20 protein-coding genes are annotated in these 23,964 nt (G+C 51.4%); 2 read left to right on the plus strand and 18 right to left on the minus strand.

Going from position 1 to position 23,964, the window contains the following annotated elements:
* Window positions 1-28: 28 nt before the first annotated feature.
* The 14 genes from BUB13_RS01535 to BUB13_RS01605 all read right to left on the minus strand — a co-directional run bounded on the left by BUB13_RS01535 (window position 29) and on the right by BUB13_RS01605 (window position 15,696).
* On the minus strand, window positions 29-1,327 hold the full coding sequence (locus BUB13_RS01535) for an NCS2 family permease (RefSeq protein ID WP_072904984.1): 1,299 nt from the start codon (window positions 1,325-1,327) through the stop codon (window positions 29-31).
* A 146-nt stretch (window positions 1,328-1,473) separates the two neighbouring features.
* A complete protein-coding gene (locus BUB13_RS01540) occupies window positions 1,474-2,163 on the minus strand; it encodes an ABC transporter ATP-binding protein (RefSeq protein WP_072904985.1) in 690 nt (229 codons plus the stop codon).
* Window positions 2,160-3,347 (minus strand): ABC transporter permease, encoded by a 1,188-nt coding sequence (locus tag BUB13_RS01545; protein ID WP_072904986.1) that lies wholly within the window; start codon window positions 3,345-3,347, stop codon window positions 2,160-2,162. Before BUB13_RS01545 ends, BUB13_RS01540 begins: the two co-directional genes overlap by 4 nt.
* A complete protein-coding gene (locus BUB13_RS01550) occupies window positions 3,344-4,372 on the minus strand; it encodes a polyprenyl synthetase family protein (protein WP_072904987.1) in 1,029 nt (342 codons plus the stop codon). The genes BUB13_RS01545 and BUB13_RS01550 overlap by 4 nt, the downstream gene beginning before the upstream one ends.
* Window positions 4,369-5,031 (minus strand): class I SAM-dependent methyltransferase, encoded by a 663-nt coding sequence (locus BUB13_RS01555; RefSeq protein WP_072904988.1) that lies wholly within the window; start codon window positions 5,029-5,031, stop codon window positions 4,369-4,371. The genes BUB13_RS01550 and BUB13_RS01555 overlap by 4 nt, the downstream gene beginning before the upstream one ends.
* A gap of 225 nt (window positions 5,032-5,256) precedes the next feature.
* The gene (gene guaA, locus BUB13_RS01560) at window positions 5,257-6,816 is read right to left on the minus strand and encodes a glutamine-hydrolyzing GMP synthase (RefSeq protein ID WP_072904989.1); all 1,560 of its coding nucleotides are present in this window, start codon (window positions 6,814-6,816) and stop codon (window positions 5,257-5,259) included.
* 4 nt (window positions 6,817-6,820) lie between these two features.
* Window positions 6,821-8,293 (minus strand): IMP dehydrogenase, encoded by a 1,473-nt coding sequence (gene guaB / locus BUB13_RS01565; protein ID WP_072904990.1) that lies wholly within the window; start codon window positions 8,291-8,293, stop codon window positions 6,821-6,823.
* Between the two features lie 144 nt (window positions 8,294-8,437).
* Window positions 8,438-9,533 (minus strand): peptide chain release factor 2 gene (gene prfB, locus BUB13_RS01570; RefSeq protein WP_208610105.1). Its coding sequence is split into 2 segments (ribosomal slippage): window positions 8,438-9,463 and window positions 9,465-9,533, totalling 1,095 coding nucleotides; the frame shifts between segments, so codons are not numbered across the junction.
* Window positions 9,534-9,646: 113 nt separating this feature from the next.
* Window positions 9,647-10,309: a metal-dependent transcriptional regulator gene (locus BUB13_RS01575; RefSeq protein WP_072904991.1), complete on the minus strand. Its 663-nt coding sequence runs from the start codon at window positions 10,307-10,309 to the stop codon at window positions 9,647-9,649.
* A 180-nt stretch (window positions 10,310-10,489) separates the two neighbouring features.
* On the minus strand, window positions 10,490-12,451 hold the full coding sequence (feoB, locus tag BUB13_RS01585) for a ferrous iron transport protein B (protein ID WP_072904993.1): 1,962 nt from the start codon (window positions 12,449-12,451) through the stop codon (window positions 10,490-10,492).
* 37 nt (window positions 12,452-12,488) lie between these two features.
* Window positions 12,489-12,923 carry a Fur family transcriptional regulator gene (locus tag BUB13_RS01590; RefSeq protein ID WP_072904994.1) on the minus strand — a complete coding sequence of 145 codons (435 nt, stop codon included), beginning with the start codon at window positions 12,921-12,923 and terminating at the stop codon, window positions 12,489-12,491.
* A gap of 143 nt (window positions 12,924-13,066) precedes the next feature.
* Entirely contained in the window at window positions 13,067-13,816 is a 750-nt protein-coding gene (locus tag BUB13_RS01595; RefSeq protein WP_072904995.1) for a cytochrome c biogenesis CcdA family protein, read from the minus strand.
* A gap of 16 nt (window positions 13,817-13,832) precedes the next feature.
* Window positions 13,833-14,372 carry a TlpA disulfide reductase family protein gene (locus BUB13_RS01600; RefSeq protein WP_072904996.1) on the minus strand — a complete coding sequence of 180 codons (540 nt, stop codon included), beginning with the start codon at window positions 14,370-14,372 and terminating at the stop codon, window positions 13,833-13,835.
* Between the two features lie 16 nt (window positions 14,373-14,388).
* On the minus strand, window positions 14,389-15,696 hold the full coding sequence (locus BUB13_RS01605) for a trypsin-like peptidase domain-containing protein (RefSeq protein ID WP_072904997.1): 1,308 nt from the start codon (window positions 15,694-15,696) through the stop codon (window positions 14,389-14,391).
* Between the two features lie 179 nt (window positions 15,697-15,875).
* Between BUB13_RS01605 and BUB13_RS01610 the strand changes: the two genes are divergently transcribed.
* Both BUB13_RS01610 and BUB13_RS01615 read left to right on the plus strand, forming a co-directional pair.
* On the plus strand, window positions 15,876-16,817 hold the full coding sequence (locus tag BUB13_RS01610; protein WP_072904998.1) for an AEC family transporter: 942 nt from the start codon (window positions 15,876-15,878) through the stop codon (window positions 16,815-16,817).
* 14 nt (window positions 16,818-16,831) lie between these two features.
* On the plus strand, window positions 16,832-17,425 hold the full coding sequence (locus BUB13_RS01615) for a 50S ribosomal protein L11 methyltransferase (protein ID WP_139249272.1): 594 nt from the start codon (window positions 16,832-16,834) through the stop codon (window positions 17,423-17,425).
* A gap of 111 nt (window positions 17,426-17,536) precedes the next feature.
* On the opposite strand, the gene BUB13_RS01620 is transcribed toward BUB13_RS01615, so the two are convergent.
* The 4 genes from BUB13_RS01620 to BUB13_RS01635 form a co-directional block, all read right to left on the minus strand.
* The gene (locus BUB13_RS01620) at window positions 17,537-18,277 is read right to left on the minus strand and encodes a succinate dehydrogenase/fumarate reductase iron-sulfur subunit (RefSeq protein WP_072905000.1); all 741 of its coding nucleotides are present in this window, start codon (window positions 18,275-18,277) and stop codon (window positions 17,537-17,539) included.
* A complete protein-coding gene (locus tag BUB13_RS01625; protein ID WP_072905001.1) occupies window positions 18,277-20,193 on the minus strand; it encodes a fumarate reductase/succinate dehydrogenase flavoprotein subunit in 1,917 nt (638 codons plus the stop codon). Before BUB13_RS01625 ends, BUB13_RS01620 begins: the two co-directional genes overlap by 1 nt.
* A gap of 10 nt (window positions 20,194-20,203) precedes the next feature.
* Window positions 20,204-20,878: a succinate dehydrogenase cytochrome b subunit gene (locus BUB13_RS01630; protein ID WP_072905002.1), complete on the minus strand. Its 675-nt coding sequence runs from the start codon at window positions 20,876-20,878 to the stop codon at window positions 20,204-20,206.
* A 401-nt stretch (window positions 20,879-21,279) separates the two neighbouring features.
* Window positions 21,280-23,937 carry a valine--tRNA ligase gene (locus tag BUB13_RS01635; RefSeq protein WP_072905003.1) on the minus strand — a complete coding sequence of 886 codons (2,658 nt, stop codon included), beginning with the start codon at window positions 23,935-23,937 and terminating at the stop codon, window positions 21,280-21,282.
* Between the last annotated feature and the right edge of the window lie 27 nt (window positions 23,938-23,964).

Raw genomic sequence — 23,964 nt, forward strand, 5'->3', positions numbered from 1 at the left:
GCCAGCCCCCTTCAAAACAATGTCAGCCCTAACCCGCACCTAGATAGACGAAACGGATGATAAAAATCAGCGCCAGAATCCAGACTGAAATCGAAACTTCCTGCGCGCGACCAGCCAGCAGTTTCACCAGCGGGTAAAAAATGAAGCCCAGCGCGATACCTGTCGCTATGCTGAAAGAAAACGGCATCGATACCATGACGATGAATGCCGGAACAGCTTCGGTCATGTCATCCCAATCAATTTGAATCACCGATTTCAGCATCATCACGCCGACCACAATCAGCGCTGGAGCAGTAGCGAATGCGGGAATCGAACCGGCCAACGGAGAGAGGAACATCGCCAGCAAGAAGAAAACTCCGGTCGTCACAGCGGTCAAACCGGTGCGGCCACCTTCGCCGATGCCGGACGCACTTTCAATGTAAGTAGTGACTGTAGAAGTCCCGAGGCAGCTGCCCGCCATTGTGCCAACGGCATCGACGGTCAGCGCCCTGTTAACGCGCGGGAACTCACCATCTTTCTTGATGAACCCCCCTTGCTCGGCAATACCAACAAGGGTGCCAGTGGTGTCAAACAGATCGACAAAAAGAAAGGCGAAAACAATACCGAAGAAACCGATGTCGAGAGCGGCGGCAATATCCAGCTTGAAAAAAACCGGTTCAAGTGATGGAGGCATGCCGAAAACCCCTTTGAACTCTGCAGCACCGGCGACCAGTCCGAGCACCCAGGTCAACAGAATGCCGATCAGAATCGCCCCTTTGATTTTACGTGCCATCAAACCACCGATGATAATCACACCGACAATCGCCAGCAGAGGGCCCCACTCCGTCACTTTACCCAGCCCGACAAGAGTCGCCGGGTTATCAACAACCAGGCCAGCTTCCTTGAACCCGATCAGAGCGATAAACAGGCCGATACCGCCGGCAGTTGCCAGCTTCATCGAATTTGGAATGGCATTGACGATCCACTGGCGGATACGTGCCACTGTCAGCACGATGAAAAGCACACCGGAAATAAACACCGCACCGAGTGCCGTCTGCCATTCGTAGCCCATCTGCATAACGACAGTGAAAGTAAAGTAGGCGTTCAGTCCCATCCCCGGGGCCAGGGCAAACGGGTAATTAGCAAACAGTCCCATAAAGATACTGGCAAAACCGGCTGCCAGAACCGTCGCCATCATCACTGCGCCGAAATCCATCCCGGTTTTCGACAAGATCGCCGGGTTGACGAAGATAATATAAGCCATCGTCATGAAAGTCGTGATTCCAGCAATCACTTCGGTTTTGACATCGGTACCGTTTTCCTGCAGCTTGAAAAGTTTTTCGAACATAAACTCGCCTTGAAAAAAATGAATAACACTCGGAGTCTCGACTCCGAAAAAAGGATAAAAATGCCTTATCCTGTAGCAAAAATCAAATCAATATACCCACAGATTCAGGTCCATTGAAACCGGCACCGGCGGATAGCGAAGCGTCCTCAACAACCCGGGGCGCCGACTAAGCACCCATCTTCCAGGCATAGTCGCAGAGGGAACTGCTCAAACACCCGGGGGTCATGACTCGACACCAACACCACCATGCCCTGCTGATTCGCCAGTTTTTGAATTTTTTGTATGACCCTCGTTGCAGCGCCTGCATCAAGGTTCGCCGTCGGTTCATCAGCCAACAGTATTCCGGGACAATGGATAACTGCCCGTGCAACTGCTCCGCGCTGCTTTTCTCCACCGGAAAGCAAAGGAGGATAAGCTTTAGCACGGTCCTGCAAACCGAACTCTGTCAATAGCTCAGCGACCCGCTGCTGTCTCTCTACTTTCGGAACACTCAACAAAACCAGTGGCAACGCGATATTTTCTTCCAAAGTCAATTCGGGCACCAGGGCATCATCCTGAAAAACGAACCCGACCCGGCGACGACGAAATTCAGCGGCCTGCGCTTCAGAAAAAGCTGAGCTGCATTCACCATCAATAAACACTCGACCGGAACTTGGTCGATCGAGAGCCCCAACCACATTCAACAATGTGGTTTTTCCCGACCCACTCGGTCCAATCAAAGCAGCCTGCTCACCAGCAGCCAAAGAAAAACTGACTTCGCTCAACGCTTGAACCGCAGCATGACCAGTACCAAAACAGCGGGAAACCCGCTCAAGAGATAGAAATGAGCTGCTCATAAATCTCTCATTCCCCCACTCACTGTGCGCCGTGCAGCAACCAAAGCCGGCCAAAAAGCAGCAAGGCAACCGGCCAACAGCGCCAAGCCCTGTGGCAGCAATACCATGACCGGTTCCAAGCGCGGATAAATGACGGGATTTATACTGAAATGTGGGTTGAAGGACGTGTAACGGCTCAGGTCGAGACCGACCTCGCCCCAGGCAAGACTGACGATAATGCCCATCAGAGTTCCGAGCAAACCAGCCCCAAGGCAGAGAACCAGCGCCTCACCGATGACAGTCACAACCAGCTCTCTCGGGCGCACCCCAATCGCTTTGAGAATAGCGAAGTAGCGATAACGGTCCATAACTGAGATCAGCAGGGAATTGGCAACTCCAAAGGCAAGGATAGCGATAACCAGCAGAATCATCACCTGCATGGAAAATTCGTTCAACTTGACCAACTGTTCCACTTCGGGCAATTTCTCCGGCCAGATAAAAACTTGCGCCGAAGAGCCACCGGCCAGCTGCAATTCGTTACGGAGAGAGCTGAGGTCACTTCCGGGGTCTGCAAATAACGCGCTCTCGACGCTGATCGCCGGTTCAGCGGTAAACAGCTCCGCAACAGCCAATGATAAATAGCCGAGTGTTTGGTCCAGAGCTTGTACTCCGGTGTGGAAAGTACCCAGCAGCGGCAATCGATAGTCGCCTTGAGGTGTTTCGAGCTGCACAATGTCACCAATTTCCAACGCCAAATCAGTTGCAACCTGATCACCGATCACCAGTCCCGGCTGATCCTTCAGCCAACTTCCGGCCTTAATGTTTTTCGGGATTGGCGACTGTCGAAATTCAGCTGCCGGATCAACCAGTTGCACTTTAAGAGCCCGTAGTTGATTGCCCTGCTTCAATACGCCACTGAGGGAACATCGCGGCAACATTGTCACCCTCTCCTGCTGGCTGACAACTGTTTGCCAATGTTCAGTCTCTGCAAGTGCGTCAGGCATAGCGACTGGAGAAGATTCAATCAGCAGGTGACCACTTCGCAACGCGACAGCATTTCTCACCATGGTATCGTTCACGCCGACCATGATCGCCCCAAGCACAATCAGCATGGCAATGCCAAAACCAACAGCAGCAAAGGTAATCATCGTCCGCCGCCGTCTGCGCAGCACCGAACGAAAAGCAAACCGCAGCCAGAAGCTCATGAGAAGCTCCGCAGCGCCAGCTCATTTCGTTCTGCCATAATCGCCCCCTGCACCAGGATTCCGAGAGCAGCGGCCTGCACATCGCCAAAAGCGGGCATCAACCGGCTGAAATCGTGCTGAGCACGCTGAAAATAATCTACCGCCAACTCCCAACAGCGTTTTTTAGCAGCTGGAAGCTGATTCGCCAATAGTCGCGCATCTTCAAGCGACCCACGTTTCTCAACAAATGCAGAAATGCTATCTCGCTCGGCCTCGCTCGCTCCGTAATGGGCCACGGATACGACAAGGTTATGTTTATTGAAATACAGGTCGTCGGCAATATCTTTCAAATCATCAAGAATTTGACAGCCGATTCCGAAGGTTGATAATGCCTTGGCTACCTGCTCTGCCCGCTGAGAATCCACATCCCGCATTTTTGCCGCCAACCGGACCGGCGCTTCGAACAAAAGGCCGGTTTTACGGTAGTGAATTTCTTTGAGCATCTGCTCAACGGAAAGCATAACTCTTTCACCGCGTCTCTCTTCTTCATGCTCTTCAATGCCACTGGGAATCAACACAGCCAGTACCGCCGACAACAGGCATTTGGCCGCCTGCGCATCGAAACGGCCGGAAGCAACTTCATCTGCAGCCAGCATTGCCAGCACCGCATCACCGGTCATGATAGTCAACACTGAACGAAAACGGATCCCTTCTCCTGCCATAGAGAAAGGGATGACGCTTTTATATTCGTCATCAAGCAGGTTGTCGCAACCGGTCACCTGCACCCGTAGACATTGATTGACCATGGCATAAAATGGCATTTTTTCGCTGGCGACACCAGAAGCCTCCAGCGCCAGAAGAAACAGCGTAGAAAACAGGTTGCGCTCCATCGAAAAGTACTCTTCCGGCAACGGCTCGATGGCGCAGCTCATATCAAGCAATTCGCTGCAGCTTTGATAAAAATGGCCGACTGTTTTCTGTTGCAGTTGATAAGCCCGCTGCCAGGGTTCGCAGTGCCGTAGAACTGATAGAGCGTTTTCCTTCATAGATCCCTCTTCGCCAGCAGAACCTTGATATAACCAGAAAAACGTCCAATCTCATTGGGTTTAGAGAAACCACCTTGGTCAATAAGTTCATGCAATAGACCATCCATGTTTTCCTTGATTTCCGGTTGGCGCAGGAGCTTCCAGGCTACCCACGACATCGCCCAGCCAAGCCAGGTATAAGGACGATCCATATCGGCAATCAGCAGGCTTCCTCCAGGTTTGAGGACACGATGAATTTCTCGCAAAGACTGTAGTTTCAGTTCTCGGTCAACATGGTGAAAAAAAAGGGCCGAAGTTACAAGATCAAATTGTCCATCGGCAAATGGCAGTTCTTCCGCCAGAGCTTGTTGAAAGCGGCAATTCCCCCGTTTCCGCTTGTTTATCGCCTGCCGAATCATCGGTCCTGATGCATCAATCCCGACGACATCTACCTGAGCATGACGTTCAGCAATCTGCACGGTCAATAAACCGGTTCCACAACCGACATCGAGGGCACTGCTGCCAGGAGCAACCTCTACCTGCTCGGCAAGCCAGCGATTCAGGCGAGCTTCCTGCCCCAGCGTAACAAACGGTTGCACATGATCATAAACTGAGGCGGCCTTGACCAGTACCCGCCCTCGAGTAGGTAAAGAATCAAGAGTAGTTTTCCCATCATCCATCAAGATTCTCCAATTTATAAGCCAGCAAAAAACTAGTGAATAAACTTGATCATAGCATCAAAGAGTAGAAATACATTTAAAATGCTAACATCTATTTCACCTTGTTGAGCCTAGATCTTTCGGCCTTAGCAAAAAATATCGCTCTAGGCAATTTGCCTCTCTCAAAAACAAAAAAGCGGAGCCATTTCTGACTCCGCTTTCGGTTAGCATATTTAAGGCGACTCTTTATTCCCACTCAATCGTCGCCGGTGGCTTGCTGGAAATATCGTAGGTCACCCGGTTGATGCCTTTGACCTCGTTGATGATCCTGTTGCTGATGCGAGCCAGGTCGGCGTAGGGCATCGGGTACCAGCCAGCAGTCATGAAATCCTTGGTTTCGACCGCGCGTAGCGCCACAACATATTCATAAGTCCGGCCATCGCCCATCACGCCGACCGACTTGACCGGCAGGAAGACGGCAAAGGCCTGGCTGATCTTGTGATAGTGACCGCTTTCGTAAAGTTCTTCGATGTAGATGGCGTCGGCGCGGCGAAGGATTTCACAGTATTCTTCCTTAACCTCACCGAGGATACGCACGCCCAAGCCCGGCCCTGGAAACGGATGGCGCCAGACCATCTGGTGCGGCAGGCCTAGCTCTTCACCGACGGTGCGGACCTCGTCTTTAAACAGCTCACGCAACGGCTCAAGCAATTGCAGCTTCATGTAGTCAGGCAGGCCACCGACGTTGTGATGGCTCTTGATGTTGTGTGCCTTGCCGGTTTTGGCCCCGGCAGACTCGATGACATCGGGATAGATGGTTCCCTGGGCCAGCCACTTGGCGTCTTTGAGCTTGTTCGACTCTTCTTCGAAAATATCGACAAACAGGTTGCCGATGATTTTGCGCTTTTTCTCTGGATCGGTCTCACCGGCCAACGCATCGTAGAAACGCTGCTGGGCGTTGACCCGGGTGACCTTGACGCCCATGTTGCTGGCGAAAGTTGCCATCACCTGATCACCCTCATCCAAGCGCAGCAGACCGTTATCGACAAACACACAGTGCAGCTGATCGCCAATCGCTTTGTGAATCAGCGCGGCAGCAACCGAAGAATCAACGCCACCTGAAAGACCGAGGATCACCTGGTCGCTACCGACCTGTTCTTTGATCCGGGCGACGGCATCTTCAATAATCTGGCCTGGGGTCCAACTGCCGCTGCAGCCACAGATTTTACGCACGAAGGTGTTGATCAGAGCATCGCCTCGCGGGGTGTGATTGACCTCGGGGTGAAACTGAACGCCGTAAAGGTTGCGGGCAACGTTCTGGATACCACAGACAGGCGCGTTCGCCGTTTTGGCGATCATCTCAAAACCTTCCGGCATCTTCTCAACATGATCACCGTGGCTCATCCAGACCGGACTTTTGCCATCGGCGAAGAAACCATCGAACAGTGGCCCCGGGGTACCGACTGACTGCAACTCGGCGTGACCGTACTCGCGCTTGCCGGCAGCGATAACTTCTCCACCAAAATGGCGACTCATCAGCTGCATGCCATAGCAGATACCAAGCACCGGGATTCCTAGTTCAAACAACTCTTCTTCGATTGCCGGAGCACCTTCGTCGTAAACCGACTTCGGGCCGCCGGAGAGAATAATCCCCTTGGCGCCAAAGGCTTTGATCTCTTCCAGACCCATGTCATACGGATGCAGTTCGCAGTAAACATGCGATTCACGCACCCGTCGTGCAATCAACTGGGTGTACTGGGAACCGAAGTCGAGGATCAGGATCTTTTCGCTATGGATATCGCTCATCGCCTTAGCTTCCTCTTTCGATGCGGTAGTTCGGCGCTTCCTGAGTAATGGTGACATCGTGAACATGCGATTCACGCAAGCCCGCGTTGGTGATGCGAACAAACTGGCCGTTCTGCTGCAGCTCTTTAATGGTGTTGCATCCGGTGTAGCCCATACCGGAGCGCAGGCCACCCATCAATTGATGGATGTTATCGGAGAGCGGACCACGGAACGGCACCCGACCCTCGATCCCTTCTGGAACCAGCTTGGTATCGGTGTCGACATCGCCCTGGAAGTAGCGGTCTTTGCTGCCCTGCTTCATCGCACCGAGGCTGCCCATACCACGATACGATTTGTAGGTCCGGCCTTGATAGAGGATGGTCTCGCCGGGAGATTCTTCAGTACCGGCAAACAGGGAACCAATCATGATGACATCAGCACCAGCGGCAACCGCCTTTGGCAGGTCACCGGAGAATTTGATACCGCCGTCAGCGATGAGCGGAATACCTGCAGCATGAGTCACTTTGGCGACTTCGCGGATGGCAGTGATCTGCGGCACACCGACACCGGCGACAACGCGGGTGGTGCAGATGGAACCAGGTCCGATACCGACCTTGACAGCATTCACTCCGGCATCGATCAGTGCCTTGGCGGCAGCAGCGGTGGCAATATTACCGGCACACAGCTGAAGCTCAGGATACTGCTGACGCACGCGGGAAATCGTATCAAGGACACCCTGGCTATGGCCGTGAGCTGTATCAACCACCAGAATATCAACCCCTGCTTTAACCAATGCTTCGGTCCGCTCTTCCAGATCGGCACCCACCCCCACAGCGGCACCAACCCGCAGACGTCCCAAGGAGTCCTTACAGGCGTTCGGATACTTGCGAACCTTCTCGATGTCCTTGATTGTAATCAGGCCCTTCAGGGCAAAATTATCATCGACCACCAGCAGCTTTTCGATGCGGTGTTTGTGCAGATGAAATTTGGCTTCTTCGAGGGTGGTTCCCGGTGGAACGGTAACAAGAGCGTCTTTGGTCATGACGTTAGAGATCGGCTGATCGAGGTTGGTTTCGAAACGCAGGTCGCGGTTGGTCATGATACCGACCAGCTTGCCGTTCTTGGTGACCGGCACACCGGAGATGCGATACTTTTCCATCACCTTCAGCGCTTCATAAATTTTCTGATCCGGGTCCATGGTAATCGGATCGACAATCATGCCGCTTTCCGATTTTTTCACCTGATCAACTTCCGTCGCCTGTTCTGCCGGAGTCATATTTTTGTGAATGATACCGAGGCCGCCTTCGCGCGCCATGCAGATAGCGCTGCGCGATTCGGTGACGGTATCCATTGCCGCTGACAGAAGCGGGATATTCAGCTTGATCGAAGCAGTCAGATTTGTGGTCAGGTCGACCTCTTTCGGAAGCACTTGCGAATGGGCGGGCACCAGCAGGACATCATCAAAGGTTAATCCTACGGGAATCTCAGTATCTTGCATCGATCAGCTCCTTTTCGTGGGGGAAATTTAACCGCTGAAGCTAACGGAAAACATCTCACGAGTCAAGTATTTACGGCGCTTTTTCCAAAGAAAAAAGCGCCGTAAAAATGGGACATTGTTCTATCGATATATATTCACGAAAAATCATTTCCCGCGCAGCAGATAGGCTTCAATAAACCCATCAAGATCACCGTCGAGAACCGCATCAGTATTGCCAACTTCATGGCTGGTACGGTGATCTTTCACCATGCGGTAGGGGTGCAATACATAAGAACGGATCTGGCTGCCAAAACCGATCTCCTTTTTATCTTCGGAGAAGGATGCGGCCTCCTCTTCCTTCTTGCGCATCTCCGCTTCGTAAAGGCGGGCCTTGAGCTGACTCATCGCTGTTGCACGGTTCTTGTGCTGAGACCGCTGATTCTGACAGGAAACAACAATTCCCGTCGGCAGGTGAGTGATCCGGATCGCCGAGTCGGTCTTATTGATGTGCTGGCCACCGGCACCACTGGCGCGAAAGGTATCGACCTTGATGTCCTTCTCTTCGATTTCGATATCGATTGAATCATCGAGCTCGGGGAAAACAAACACCGAACAGAACGAGGTGTGTCTCTTTGCAGCAGCGTCGAAGGGGGAAATCCGTACCAGGCGATGAATACCATTCTCGGCTCGCAGGTAACCGTAGGCATAATCCCCTTTGACTTCAATCGTCGCGCTTTTAATACCAGCTTCATCAGCTGGCAGGTATTCTGTGAACTCTGTTTTGAACCCTTTGCGCTCACAGTAGCGCAAATACATCCTCAGCAGCATACCGGCCCAATCCTGTGCCTCAGTACCACCAGCTCCGGCATTGATACTCAACGTCGCGTTATTGGCGTCATGCTCACCGGAGAGCATGCGTGCGAATTCCATTTTATCAATCTGCCTGGCCACGCCTGGAAGCATTTCGTTGACCTCGGCAAGAGACTCTTCGTCTTCTACCTCTTCACCAAGTTCAATCAGGACCTGTGCATCTTCCAACTGCTGCTTAGCCGAATCACAATCCTCAACAATTTTCTGCAGTGTGGTTCTTTCTTTCAGCAGTTCCTGCGCTTTGTCACCCTGATTCCAGAATTCGGGGTCGGCGATTTCTGCCTCTAATTCCTGAACCCGTTCACGCTTGGCATCGACGTCAAAGATACCTCCAGAGGTCCTGGAGTTTTTCCTGCAATTCTTTGACGGTCTCTTTCGGTTCGCGGAACATATTTAAATTCTCCCTGGAATTGATAACGAATTGGCCGGGGAGTATAACGCAAACGAACGCAAAAAACAGCCCCGGAAAATGAAAAGGGCGACCCAGTGGATCGCCCCGAATGATTATTTCGTCGGCCGCCTGATAAAGATCTCACGCGCAAGCATATCGTCAACAGCAAACTGTGAATGGCCAACCTTGAAAATGTAACTGGGAAAGGTCTGCGACAGTTGCAGTTCACTGCCGGGCAACACGCCCATACTCATCAGTTTTTGCATTTTCTTGCCATCGCTGGCAGCGAGGTAGGCAATTTCACCCATCTCGCCCGATTTCAACTCGGTTAAAGGAACAATGCCTGGGGAGCCCTGCTTGCGGGCTTCCTCGCAACAGGTTCCGGGTGGGATCGGCTTGCCGTGCGGACAGGTGGTCGGGTGGTTAAGCAGGGTACAGATTTTGGTGTCGACGCCCTGGTGCAGCAGATGCTCGAAGGCGCAAGCCTGCTCATTGCCCTCAGCACCCTGAATATCAAGAATGTCCATCATCAGGCGCTCTGCCAGTCGGTGGCGGCGAACCGTCATCTCCGCTTCGGGGCGGCCTTCACGCCGCAGGTAAACACGATCACCCTTCACCTCGACATAGGCAAGCTTGACCAGTTCATCGATCCCTTCCTGCAGATCCTCCGGCGACAGAATACAGTCGCTGAGCAGGAAGCCAACGTCGTCACCTTCAACCGTGGCGATCCAGAGCGATTCGAGTATTTCTTCCGCTTTTGGCGACACTTTACTCATCAGTTTTTTCCTCGTTATTTTTCTGCAGCATTTTGCGCAGAAATTTTCCCGGTGCCGGATTGGCGTAACCGCAATAAGGACAATGTATCTTGCGACAGCCCCCTCGGCAACTTCCGCAGGGACTTTTTCCGTCTCCCGGACCTAAATCGGCCGGAATTTCCTTGCCGCACAGGCCGCAATTCATGCCAGTAAACCCGTGGTCAGCAAGATTTTATTCAGAACCCAGCCACATGAAAAGGCAAGCAGAGAGACAAAAACAAAAATCGACACTGAGACCCGCAAGCCCCGTTCTTTCTTCATCATCAGGAACTGGGCAATGCAGGGTACAAACAAGGTCAAGGTTACTGCTGCAACGGTCAATTGAGCTGGCGTCAGCAAGCCATTCGTTTGCAGGTCGTATAATCCGGCAGCACCGAAGTCTCGGCGGAAAAAGCCGAAGACAAAAGCGGATGTTGCTTCAACAGGCAGTCCGATCGCTCGCACTACCGGAGACAACGCACCGATTAATCCTTCCAGCACATTGAGCATTTTCAGCGACCAGAGAATAAAAGAGGCAAACAGGAAGAGCGGCAGTATCTCCATGAAATAAGACTGCATGCGACTCAAAGTTTTCACCAGCACATTACGCAGCTGCGGCAGGCGCATCGGCGGCAATTCCATGTAAAATATCGGGTGCTCGCCCGGCATCACTTTCGCGGCCAGCAAACCGACCAGCAGGAAGACGAGAATCATTGCCAGCAGCCAGACAGCCAGTGCACCAGGAACTCCGGAGAGAAGACCGAGTATGACACCAAGCTGAGCGCTACAAGGGATCGCCAGTGCCAGGAGAATGGTGGCAATAATACGCTCGCGCACGGTTTCCAGTGTTCGTGTCACCATTGTTGCCATAGTGTCGCAACCGAAACCGAGGACCATCGGAATAACTGCACGCCCTGAGAGTCCGATCTTTTTAAACACGCGATCGACCAGCAAAGCTAAGCGCGGGAAATAGCCCGTGTCTTCAAGCAGCGAAAACATCAGGAAAAAGGTTCCCACAATCGGTAGCACCAGCGCAACGGCATAACGAATTCCCAGCGTCCAGAGACCGTACTCGCCGACCAACAGCTCAAACAACCACTCGGCGGAAACATGCTGCTGCACAAAATTGATCACCGGTGGATTGATATATTCTTCGAAAATGTTGCCTTCCAGAAGATCGACCAGTGTCCCCGCACCAAAACCTCCGACGAACTTGTAAAGACCAAAATAAACAACCAACAGCAAAATCGGTACGCCACTCCAAGGATTAACAGTCCATCGCGACAGGAGTTCGGCAAAAGGCTCTTTTTCGGACAGCTCGGTCTGCTGAACGACTCCGTCAAGCATCTGCTTACAGATTTTCTTGCGTTCCATGCTGATCTGCAGGTGCAAATCAGCACGACGCTCGAAAATGACATCTCGCACCAGCGTCTGCAGCAATTCAAGATTTTCAGTATTCTCACCAGTCACAATCAGCTGTTCGACATCTTCATCCTTCTGCATCAGCAAAAGGCTGGTCGCACGCTTGCTGAACCGGTAGTCCCCTTTGATAACTGTAGCCAAACGCGTGACGTCGCGCTCCAGATCGCTGCCATAAGTGAATGTTTTGTGTGGCACAGATGCGTATTCGCTGATCGCCTGTTGTAGCTCTGGCAACCCCTGACGGCGCTTCATAACTGTACCGATGACCGGAACACCAAGGTTCTTCTGCAGTTTCTGCAGATCGATCTCCATACCGAGTCGCTTCGCTTCATCGAGGATGTTGACCACCAGAATGATCGGCAGACCGGCTTCAATCAATTGCAGTGTCATCGGCAGCATCCGCTCGATATTGCGGGCATCGATCACATGCAAAACAGCGTGAGGAGTTTCTTGCAGCAGGATCTGCCGCGCCACCCTCTCCTCTTCTGTAATCGGCATGATTGAATACATACCGGGGGTGTCGAGGATTTCGTAATCAGTTCCGGCGATTTCGCACTGCCCGCGCGAAACTTCGACCGATGTCCCGGGGTAGTTGGAAACGGTAGTGTAGGCGCCGGTCAAAACATTAAACAGGACGCTTTTACCGACATTGGGGTTACCGACCAAAACAACTTTCGGTAACGGCTGTTGCTGCTCTGCCATAATTTCTGCGGACTCTCGAAAAGCTAAAGTTTGATAATCACTGGCCGTCCGCAGCACAGGCTGCACAAAGACCGTAAAGTTCCAGGCGATGGTTCTTGATGGTGAAGTGATGGGCTGCTGCAACCGACTCCTGCAGTTTTTCGATCTGCGGCTCTTCGAACTCGATGATCAGTCCGCACTTGGTACAGATAAGATGATCATGATGCTCCTCGCCATGAACAGGCTCGAAACGGGTCTGGCCATCACCAAAATTGCGCTCGGCAGCAATGCCGCATTCTGCAAACAGTTTCAGGGTGCGATGTACTGTCGCGTAGCCGATTTTGGGGTGGTCCGCCCGCAGCTGCAAATACAGTTCTTCGGTCGAGAGATGGGAGTCAGACGCCAGAAATGCCTCCAGAATCACCATCCGCTGGCTGGTGTTCTTCAGCCCCTGTTGATTGAGGTACTCGTTGAACAGTTTAACCTGATCCATCGCTCTATCCTCTGCATAGCAAGAAATTGAAAACGATTTTCAGAAACTAGAAAAATAAGGCGAAAAGGTCAAGCAAAATCGGCGCGCAACAAAATAAGGCGTCCCTGCGGACGCCTTGAAATCACAACGGTTTTAGTAACTTTTCAGGCTGGCGGAAAGATGGTGTAGAGATAACCAGCGATACGGGTAAACATATCAAAGAAAAGCAATACACCCGCAACCATCAGCAGCACTCCAGTGCAGATCTCGACAACCCGAATATGCTTTTTGAAACGATTAAAGAAACCGAGAAAGCTGTGAAACAAAATACCGGATATCAGGAAGGGAATCCCCAGCCCCAACGAATACGCCGAAAGCAGCAAAATACCTTTGCCTGCTCCACCTGTGCTGCTGGCAGCAATAGCCAGTATAGCCCCGAGGATCGGGCCGATACAGGGGGTCCAGCCAGCGGCAAAAGCGATGCCGACGAAAAAGGTACCGACAAAGCCCGTTGGCTTATTGCGCAACTGAATCCGCTTTTCCCCCAACAGCATGCCGAAAGGAAACAGGCTGCTTAAGTGGATACCAAAGAGGAATATCAACACGCCCCCGACCTTCTGGATGATTCCCAGGCCTTCCCGCATGTTGGCCTGAAAGGTCGAAGATGCCAGCCCGGCCAACGCACCTAACGCGATAAATATTGCTGAAAACCCGGCGATAAAGGCAAGGGAATGCAGAATAACCGTCATCCGCACCTTGCCCCCAGCGTGCGTATCGTTCAGCTCACCAAAGGATAAGCCAGAGATATAAGTCAGGTACGACGGAATCAATGGCAAAACGCAGGGTGAAAAATAAGAAAGAAGACCCGCAGTAAATGCGATCCAGATGGTGACATCAGCACCGGAAGCGCCCATGAAAAAAGACTCCTTGTTAACCGTTCAGCAGGAAGTTGATCAACTGTACAGCCTTCGGTGAAGTCCAGTCGATGGCACCGATCACCTTTTCGACAATGTTGCCGTTACGATCAATGATGTAGGTTTCCGGGAAACGGAATACTTTATACATGTTTTGTACTTCAGCATCGACATCAAGCAGGATCGGGAAACTGTAGGGGGTACGCTTGAGAAACGCATCGACCAGCGATTTACCATCCTTTTCAACGTTGACTGCAAGCATCACCAGTCCTTGATCTTTGAATTTGCGATGCAGCATCTCCATCGAAGGCATCTCTTCCCGGCAGGGAGGGCACCAGGTTGCCCAGAAATTGAGAATAACCACTTTCCCTTTCAGGTCCGCCAGTGAAACATTATTGCCCTGCATATCGAGTAGAGTAAAGTTGGGTGCCGGGCTTCCTTTACCCAAATTTGCAGCCACTTGAGGTTGGTCCTGTGTTTGCTGATCGCCACAGGCAGAAAGAAGCAGAGTTGCCAGCAGCACCAGAACCAAGGTCGTCAGTGTTTTTATCCGCATCAGTTAAATCCTTTATTTACGGCAGTTCGATCAGATAGCCCCGATTGTTGCGTACAACCAGGAAAGAGAGTGGCAAGCGACCGATTTTTTCTCCGATAACAGTTTCGAAATCGGTCAACTTTTCGATTTCGATGCCAGCCACTTTGGCGATTCCGTCTCCACGCTGCAGACCGATTTTATCTGCTGGCGAGTCATCGACAACCTCGTCGATCAAAACACCACGGCGGCCTTGCTTCAACGTAAAACCAAAAGTGCGCCGAGTATATGATAATTCATATCCTTTCGGCAAGGAGGTTAATCGTACCTTTTTCTGCTGCTCTTTCAACCCACGCAGGAGAGTTATATCAAGCGTGTCATCAGGAGTGTACGTCTGCAGGAGCGAATAGTATTCATCAATCGACGCAATCGGGACACCATCAATCGCCAGCACCACGTCGGCAATCTGGAAGCCAGCTTTTTCAGCGGGAGAGTCTTCCAGCAACTCTTCGATCAGCACCCCACCGTCACCGCGCGAACGCGTAAAAGAGCTGCTGACTTCAACCGGAATGATGCCCAGAAAGACGTGACGCACCTTGCCATAATCGATCAGATCGTTAAGGACCCGTTTAGCGGTATCGATCGGGATGGAAAAACCGATTCCCTGAGCCTGGCGTGCGATTGCAGTGTTGATACCGACCAGTTCTCCGTTGATGTTGATTAAAGGCCCACCCGAGTTGCCGGGATTGATCAGAGCATCGGTCTGAATAAAAACCGAAGAAAAACCATCGGCGATCTGAATTTGTCTTTTGGTTGAGCTGATGATGCCGGTCGTAATTGAGTGGCCAAGCCCCAAAGGGTTACCGATGGCAATAACCGATTCTCCAAGCATCAGATCATCGGAGCGAGCAGGCTGCAAAAAAGGATAGGTCCCCTTCTCTTCAATTTTCAAAACCGCCAGATCGATGCGCCCATCGATTCCGATCAACCTGGCTTCCAGCTCTTTGTTTCTTTCCGGCAGAGCGACGAAAATCTTTGATGCCTTTTCAACCACGTGAGCGTTAGTGAGAATATGCCCGTCGGCAGAAATAATCACACCGGAACCGAGTGACTGGGTCTTGTAGCTGCGCGGCGGCAACATATCGTTGAAGAACTGCTCGAAGATCGAATCTCCAAAACCGAAAAATGGAGTGCTGCGCCTTTGAACAATCTCTTCGGTACGGATGTTGACAACAGCATCGCGCGCTTTTGCAATAGCTTCGACCACAGGGGTGCGTCGTTCAGCTGCATTGGCACTAAATAGTGGCAACAGCAGCAAAATCAGAACAAGAAAACAACGGACGAACATGGGAAGAACTCTCCTACCAGAATGCTAGTTTGTATTATTTATTGAAGCCACGTACGACCCAAGCAAGGAGTCTACACAACTCCTGTTTCCATTGTCCAGACAAGCCGGCAACAACAATCCTTGATGCCAATAGACAGTCACTTTAATCTAGGCTATGCTGCCCCCGTTCCGGAGGTTGCATGACGCTGTTTATCGACACTCTTATCATTGTCTTGCCAGTTTTTCTGGTCATCGGACTCGGACAGCTCCTGTTCCAGTTGAGCCTGTTCGATAATCATTTCGTACAACAGACCAACAAACTGGTATATGTCGTCTTTTTGCCGCTATTGCTGTTTCATAAAATTGGCAAAGCGGACTTTGCCAGCTACTTCAATGCAGAGTTGGTCATCGGTTCTTCGCTGGTCATTGCAATCGGCTTTCTTCTAACCTACAGCTACAGCGGGTTGCGGCACTACCTCCCAGCTGTTCGTGGAAGTTTCTGCCAAGGCGCTTTTCGTGGCAACCTGGCTTATGTTGGCCTGGCAATCTGCATGAACGCTTACGGCGACGATGGACTAACTCGTGCCGGCATTTTGATGGGTTTTCTTGTCCCTGTTCTGAATTTTTTTGCCATTTTGGCGTTATTGCTTCCCCACCGCGGAAGCACAGCTGAAAAACAACCGAACTGGCTCACCCAGATAGCACTCAACCCACTGATCATTGCATCTTTTCTCGGTGTTATCTGGAGCTATTGGCACCTGCCCGTACCGATCGTTATTGACCGGGCCCTGAATATCACGACCGGACTCACTCTGCCGCTGGCTTTGCTGGCAATTGGTGGCGCTTTTTCCATGGAGCGTTTAAAAGGCGATCTAAGAGTCGCCGGGCTGGCAACGATAGTCAAGTTGGCGCTGCTGCCACTCGTTGCTGCTTTACTGCTCAGCTTTTTGAATGTTACGGGGACTGATTTTGGGGTCGGCATTCTCATGGCTGGCACACCCGCTGCGACCGCGACCTACATTATGGCGGCACAAATGAAAGGTGACGCAGAACTGGCTGGTTCTATCGTCATGCTGTCGACCCTCAGTTCTGCAGTCAGTTACACCATTATCCTTTTGATTCTGCAGACAATTGCAATGTAATCACGGAGATTCTTGTGAAGGAAGATTATCAACCTTTTGTCCTCGGCACTCGTTTCTGCATTCTCCCACCGGATATCACTCCTCCGGAAGGAGACTTTATCCACCTGACAATGGAGCGCGGCGCATTCGGCTCCGGCGAGCATGAAACCACCCGAAGCTGCCTGGAATTTCTGGAACAAATGAATCTGCAAGGAAATGAAAAAGTTCTTGATCTCGGCAGCGGAACTGGCATCCTCTCGATTGCGGCACTTCTTTTAGGGGCACAGCATGCGTGGTGCGTCGATATTGAGGCCTACGCCGTTCGCAGCTGCGAGCGAAACTGCGAACGGAATGGTGTCAATAAGAGGGTTACACATGTCTGCGGAACTCTGGACAAACTGGGCGAGGATGGGTTCGATTTGATTTTGGCAAATATTTACGGAGATATCCTGCTTGATGTCGCTGACAATTTAATTTCCAAAGCGAAACCGGGTACAAAAATTCTGCTGTCCGGCATTCTGTGGGAATACAATTTTGATGTTCGACAAAAATATCAAAGACTTGGTTGTAAACTGATAAAAAACAAAATGATGGAAGAGTTCAGTACAGTCTTGCTGATCAAGAAGTGATTTGCCCTATCTCTATGCACAAAACCTCCCCACCTGAACAAAAATATGGGCGAATCCAAAGATTCGCCCATATAGCACAAAAAAACTAATTCTATTAATCGAATAAAAGACTTACTTAGCGACAGTCTTGAGGTATTCGCGGTTCAGTTTAGCAATAAACTTAACACTGATACCTTTCGGACAGGCGTCCTGACACTCATAGTGGTTGGTGCAGTTACCGAAACCCTCGTCAAGCAGAGCCTGAGTCATGTTTCTGACGCGATCTTTTGCTTCGGCTTTACCCTGAGGCAAAGCGGCCAGCTGAGCAACCTTGGCGCTGGTGAAAAGCATTGCCGAGCTGTTCGGGCAGGAAGCGACGCAAGCGCCACAACCGATACACTCAGCAGCGTCCATGGCATAGTCGGCAGTCGGCTTCGGAATCAGCAGTGCATTACCGTCAGCAACACCACCAGTGTGACAGGAGGTGTAACCACCAGCCTGCATGATCACATCCAGAGCTGCACGGTCAACGATCAGGTCCTTCTGGACCGGGAAAGCTTTTGCACGCCAAGGCTCGATAACAATGTCGTCGCCGTCGTTGAAACGACGCATATGCAGCTGGCAAACGGTCGTTCTCTCGTCACCACCATGTGCCTTGCCATTGATCACCTGAGAGCACATACCACAGATACCTTCACGGCAGTCATGGTCAAATGCAATCGGATCCTTACCGGCTTTGATCAGATCTTCGTTAACATCATCGAGCATCTCAAGGAAAGATTGATCCTCGCTGATGTTTTTAGCTTGATATGTTTCAAGCTTACCTTTTACCTGTGGCCCCTTCTGGCGCCATACATGCAATGTCAAGTTCATTATTTGTAACTCCTCACGGCAAGTTTGACGTTTTCGAATTTCAGGGGCTCTTTGTGCAACTCAGGCTCTTTGTCTACGCCCTTGAATTCCCACGCACCGACGTAACAGAAGTTCTCGTCGTCACGCATCGCTTCGCCATCGTCAGTCTGATGCTCAGTGCGGAAGTGGCCGCCACAGGACTCTTCACGATGCAGGGCATCCTTGGCCATCACTTCAGCGAACTCGAGGAAGTCGGCCAAACGACCGGCATTTTCGAGCTGCTGGTTGAGCTCACCTGCTTCGCCAGTAACGTTGACGTTGTTCCAGAATTCGTCACGAATTTCCGGAATCCGCTTCAGCGCATGCTTGAGGCTGGCGTCACTACGTGCCATACCAACGTCTTCCCACATAACCGAACCGAGTTCACGGTGCAGCTCGCTGACAGTCTTCTTGCCGTTGATGTTCAGCAGCTTGTTGATCTGGGCTTCGACCTGCTCAGCCGACTCTTTGAAGGCTGGGTGATCTTCTTTAACGGTGCCCGGAGTCAAGCTCGCCAGATACGGTGCGATGGTGTAAGGAATAACGAAGTAACCATCAGCCAGGCCCTGCATCAATGCAGAAGCACCGAGGCGGTTAGCGCCGTGAACCGAGAAGTTCGCCTCACCGAGAACAAACAGACCAGGAATGTTGCTCTGGCACTCGTAGTCAACCCAGAGGCCACCCATGGAGTAGTGCGGTGCCGGGTAGATACGCATCGGGCGCTCGTAACCATTCTCATCGGTTATCTTTTCGTACATTTCAAACAGGTTACCGTAGCGCTGGGCAATCATCGGCTGACCAACACGATCGATAGCTGTTTTGAAATCGAGGTAAACACCGCGCTTGCCGGGTCCAACACCACGATCATCATCACACTGCTCTTTTGCAGCACGAGATGCGATATCACGCGGAGCCAAGTTACCGAAAGAAGGATACTTACGCTCGAGGTAGTAGTCGCGATCGTCCACCGGAATGTCATTCGGGTTCTTTTCGCAGTCTTCTACCTTCTTGGGGACCCAGCAGCGACCATCATTCCGCAGGGATTCGGACATCAGAGTCAGTTTCGACTGCTTGTCGCCGTGCTGTGGGATACAGGTCGGGTGAATCTGGGTGTAACAAGGGTTCGCCATATAGGCGCCCTTCTTAGCGGCTTTCCAGATTGCCGTAACACTACAACCCATTGCGTTGGTTGACAGGTAGAAAACGTTAACGAAACCACCAGTTGCCAGGACAACAGCATCGCCCCAGTGAGACTCGATCTTACCGGTGATCAGGTTACGAACAGTGATACCTTTGGCAACGCCGTCAACGACAACCAGATCAAGCATTTCTGTACGCGGGTGCATCTTGACAGTACCGGCTTTCACCTGACGGGAAAGAGCCGAGTAAGCGCCAAGCAGCAACTGCTGACCGGTTTGGCCACGGGCGTAGAAAGTACGGGAAACCTGGGCACCACCGAAGGAGCGGTTATCAAGGTAACCGGCATAGTCGCGTGCGAAAGGAACGCCCTGAGCGACACACTGGTCGATAATGTTGTTCGACACCTGAGCCAGACGATAAACGTCAGCTTCACGGGCGCGAAAATCGCCGCCTTTAACAGTGTCATAGAACAGGCGATAAATGGAGTCACCATCGTTTGGATACGCTTTGGCAGCGTTGATACCACCCTGAGCAGCGATAGAGTGGGCACGACGTGGGCTATCCTGATAGCAGAAGGCTTCGACGTTGTAGCCGAGCTCGCCCAATGATGCCGCACCGGCGCCGCCGGCAAGACCGGTACCAACCACCAGAATTTTGAATTTACGCTTATTTGCAGGATTGACCAGCTTCATGTCAAAGCGGTGCTTATCCCAAGTTTTTTCAATTGGACCTGTGGGTGCTTTTCCGTCGAGAATCACAATAAACCCCCTAAACCTTTAGAATATGGAAGAGGAAAGCCAGCGGAATGGCAACATAAAGTACACCATACGCAATAGCAACCAATTTGCCGATAGCCGAAACCTTGTCTTGGCTCGGGCCATTACTCCAACCAAGGGTCTGAATAAAGCTCTGGAGGCCATGTGTCAGGTGGAACGCCAAAGCGATTATAGCGATTGCATACGCAATAGTGATAAATGCGCTTTGGAAACTGGTGCCAACCATGCCGAACACGTTGTGACGGCCGTTAACAAGTTGGTTGTAAGGCTCGATGGCATCAGTGTGTACAACATGCATGGTGAAATGCAGGAGGTGGTACAAAATGAAAGCCAGAATGATCAAACCGGTGTAGATCATGGATTTCGCAGCAAAGGTGGTTTTCTGCGTCACCTGAATGGCATATTGCTCAGGAGTCGCTGCGCTGTTCTCCACAGTCAGCTGGATACCAAAGGTGATGTGAATTGCGAACAACACCAGAATAACCAGACGGAAAATCCAGACAACCGGCGGCATGCTGTGCAACCCAGCGGCATAGATATTGATTGCCTCGTTACCTGCGAAAATCGTCAGGTTTCCGATCAGATGGATCGTGATGAAGCCGACCAGCAGCAAGCCGGTGACCGCCATCAGAATCTTTCTTCCCACAGTGCTTGTAAACAAATGCATAGTGTCTATCCCTCGAAGAATGTGAATTGATATTCGTCAGGGGCTTATCCCTGACTCAATCACCAGAACGTCCCGGGGGCTCAATCCCGGTTTTTTGATTTGTAACTGAGCCATCTCTCTCCCTGGCGGACGTCCGCCAGCTCTGCATGACCTCCTTTTCCTGGAATCGTGCTTCGAACTCATTCGAAAAGCGGTTAAATAGAATCAACTAAACCTTAACGGTTTGAGTATATCAAATCGTATACTGTATACTAAACATTATCGGAAATTTAAACAAAAAAAGCCCAACTTATGGGAATTCTAATCATACATCGTTCTAAAGATCGTTATGGTAGGAATATTCTAAGGTTACACATAAAAAAGCCCGGAAAGGTCATTGCCTTTCCGGGCTTTTTTGTCAACTATTTAAGACTGCTGATTTTCTCAAGACTCTGCTGCAAAATTGTCAGCTTTTCTTCCGCAGCCTGCAACTTTCCACGGTCTTTTTCCAGCACCTGTGGTGGAGCGTTGGCGACAAATTTTTCGTTAGAGAGCTTTTTCGTAAAAAAGTCGACATCCTTCTGCACCTTGGCAATTTCCTTGTTGAGACGCGACTCCTCCTCTTCAACATTAATCAGCCCGGCCAGAGGGATCAAAACCTCAACATCTCCGGCAACCTGAGTCGATGCCTGTTTCGGATGCTCAAGGCCAACCGCAATCTGCAGTGTTTCAACACGTGCCAGCGATTTTATATAGGCCTGACCTGCTTCAATTGCGCTGACCGAAGCAGTCGATTTACAATCAAGATCAACGGCAATCTTTTTACCCGGCGGAACATCCAACTCACCACGGATGTTGCGAATCGCGCGAATAACATCCATCAGCAATTCCATCCGCTCGACAGCAGCAGAATCAACAGAACAGAATCCACCGGTCGGATAATCAGCCTGCATAATCGAGATTGCCGGCCGCTCTCCCGGCAGCGCCTGCCAGATTTCTTCAGTGACGAACGGCAGTATTGGATGTAACAATCGCAACAGGCCTTCGAGCACTGTATAGAGAACAGTCTGGGCACGCTGCTTCGCCTGCGAGTCATCGCCGTACAGATCTTCCTTACTCAGCTCAACATACCAGTCACAGAACTCATGCCAGGTGAATGAATAGAGCGCGCCAGCGACATCATTGAACTTGTAATCCTCAAGCGCTGTGTTCGCTTCTTCCGCAGTCTTAGCAAAACGGTCGAGAATCCACTGGTCAGCCTGCGACAGCTCAAAATCTTCCAGCTTCGTAGACGACGGATCGAAACCTTCCAGGTTCATCAGGGCAAAACGGCTAGCGTTCCAGAGTTTGTTGACGAAGTTGCGATAGCCACCAATCCGCTCGGTCGACAGCTTGATATCGCGGCCCATGGCTGCGAATGCGCAGAGAGTAAAACGGAAAGCATCAGCACCGTATTCATCAACAATCGTCAACGGGTCAATGACGTTGCCCTTCGACTTACTCATTTTCTGCCCATGAGCATCACGCACCAGGGCATGGATATAGACCTCTTTGAACGGGACATTATCCATGAATTTGAGGCCCATCATCATCATGCGGGCGACCCAGAAGAAGAGGATGTCGAAACCGGTAACCAGGCAGCTGGTTGGGTAGAACTTCTTCAGAGCATCGGTCTGTTCCGGCCAACCCATGGTCGAAAACGGCCAGAGGGCGGAAGAAAACCAGGTATCGAGAACATCTGTTTCTTGCCGGATATTCGCGCTACCGCACTTTGCGCAACTGGTCGCATCTTCCATGGCAACAGTAATCTCACCGCAGTCGTCGCAATACCAGGCCGGGATACGGTGCCCCCACCAGATCTGGCGACTGATGCACCAGTCCTGAATGTTGTACATCCACTCGTAGTAGGTTTTCTCCCACTGCGCCGGTACAATTTTGGTGTCACCACCCTCAACCGCCTTGATCGCCTCTTTTGCAAGTGGGCCGACAGCAACGTACCACTGCTTGCTCATATAAGGTTCGATGATGGTTTTACAACGGTAACACTCACCAACCGCATTAGCGTAGTCGTCGATTTTTTCCAGCAGCCCTTTGGCTTCGAGATCGGCAACAACATTCTTGCGCGCTTCATAGCGCTCCTGCCCGTTGTACGGTCCACCGTTCTCGTTGACATTGCCCGATTCATCGAAAATATTGATAAATTCGAGGTCATGCCGTTTGCCCATTTCAAAGTCATTGAAATCGTGGGCCGGGGTGATCTTTACCGCGCCGGAGCCAAACTCCATATCGACATAATCGTCAGCGATAATCGGAATTTCACGGTCAACCAGCGGTAGCAGCACTGTCTTGCCGATCAGCCCTTTATAACGCTCATCCTCCGGATTAACAGCGACAGCCGTATCGCCCAGCATAGTTTCCGGACGGGTCGTTGCGACAATCAGGTATTGATCGCTCCCCTTCACCGGATATTTCAAATGCCAGAGGTTACCCTTTTTATCATCATGCTCAACCTCAAGGTCTGAGAGCGCAGTGTGGCAACGCGGACACCAGTTGATCAGGCGGTTATCGCGGTAAATCAGGCCATCTTGGTAAAGGCGGACAAAAACTTCACGCACGGCCTTTGACAGGCCTTCATCCATGGTGAAACGCTCACGTTGCCAATCACAGGAGGCACCGAGGCGTTTGAGCTGATTGATAATCTGCCCACCCGATTCTTCACGCCACTGCCAGACACGCTCGACAAATTTGTCCCGGCCCAAGTCATGGCGATCTTTGTTTTCTGCAGCGAGCTGTTTCTCAACGACGTTCTGGGTTGCGATTCCTGCATGGTCAGTTCCCGGCATCCAGAGAACTTCATGACCAGTCATCCGCTTCCAGCGGCAGAGGATATCCTGAAGGGTATTGTTGAGCGCGTGGCCCATATGCAAAACGCCGGTTACATTCGGTGGCGGGATAACGATAGAGTAATGCGGCTTTTCCGATTTCTCATCAGCATGGAAATCTCCCCGCTGTTCCCAGACATCAAACCATTTCTGTTCAACCTGAGCCGGTTCGTAACCTTTGGGCAGTTCAGTTTTCATCGTCGATGTTCCTTATATTTACAGGTG

Origin of the sequence: Malonomonas rubra DSM 5091 (genome assembly GCF_900142125.1) — a bacterium.
Taxonomy (GTDB): domain Bacteria; phylum Desulfobacterota; class Desulfuromonadia; order Desulfuromonadales; family Geopsychrobacteraceae; genus Malonomonas; species Malonomonas rubra.

Coding starts and splice junctions, on each gene's coding strand:
- BUB13_RS01620 (WP_072905000.1), bottom strand. CDS start 18,277: ATGAACTTGACATTGCATGTATGGCGCCAGAAGGGGCCACAGGTAAAA.
- BUB13_RS01535 (WP_072904984.1), bottom strand. CDS start 1,327: ATGTTCGAAAAACTTTTCAAGCTGCAGGAAAACGGTACCGATGTCAAA.
- BUB13_RS01610 (WP_072904998.1), top strand. CDS start 15,876: ATGACGCTGTTTATCGACACTCTTATCATTGTCTTGCCAGTTTTTCTG.
- BUB13_RS01630 (WP_072905002.1), bottom strand. CDS start 20,878: ATGCATTTGTTTACAAGCACTGTGGGAAGAAAGATTCTGATGGCGGTC.
- BUB13_RS01595 (WP_072904995.1), bottom strand. CDS start 13,816: ATGGGCGCTTCCGGTGCTGATGTCACCATCTGGATCGCATTTACTGCG.
- guaA (WP_072904989.1), bottom strand. CDS start 6,816: ATGAGCGATATCCATAGCGAAAAGATCCTGATCCTCGACTTCGGTTCC.
- BUB13_RS01600 (WP_072904996.1), bottom strand. CDS start 14,372: ATGCGGATAAAAACACTGACGACCTTGGTTCTGGTGCTGCTGGCAACT.
- BUB13_RS01575 (WP_072904991.1), bottom strand. CDS start 10,309: ATGAGTAAAGTGTCGCCAAAAGCGGAAGAAATACTCGAATCGCTCTGG.
- BUB13_RS01605 (WP_072904997.1), bottom strand. CDS start 15,696: ATGTTCGTCCGTTGTTTTCTTGTTCTGATTTTGCTGCTGTTGCCACTA.
- BUB13_RS01550 (WP_072904987.1), bottom strand. CDS start 4,372: ATGAAGGAAAACGCTCTATCAGTTCTACGGCACTGCGAACCCTGGCAG.
- BUB13_RS01545 (WP_072904986.1), bottom strand. CDS start 3,347: ATGAGCTTCTGGCTGCGGTTTGCTTTTCGTTCGGTGCTGCGCAGACGG.
- BUB13_RS01555 (WP_072904988.1), bottom strand. CDS start 5,031: ATGGATGATGGGAAAACTACTCTTGATTCTTTACCTACTCGAGGGCGG.
- BUB13_RS01590 (WP_072904994.1), bottom strand. CDS start 12,923: ATGGATCAGGTTAAACTGTTCAACGAGTACCTCAATCAACAGGGGCTG.
- guaB (WP_072904990.1), bottom strand. CDS start 8,293: ATGCAAGATACTGAGATTCCCGTAGGATTAACCTTTGATGATGTCCTG.
- BUB13_RS01635 (WP_072905003.1), bottom strand. CDS start 23,937: ATGAAAACTGAACTGCCCAAAGGTTACGAACCGGCTCAGGTTGAACAG.
- BUB13_RS01540 (WP_072904985.1), bottom strand. CDS start 2,163: ATGAGCAGCTCATTTCTATCTCTTGAGCGGGTTTCCCGCTGTTTTGGT.
- feoB (WP_072904993.1), bottom strand. CDS start 12,451: ATGGCAGAGCAGCAACAGCCGTTACCGAAAGTTGTTTTGGTCGGTAAC.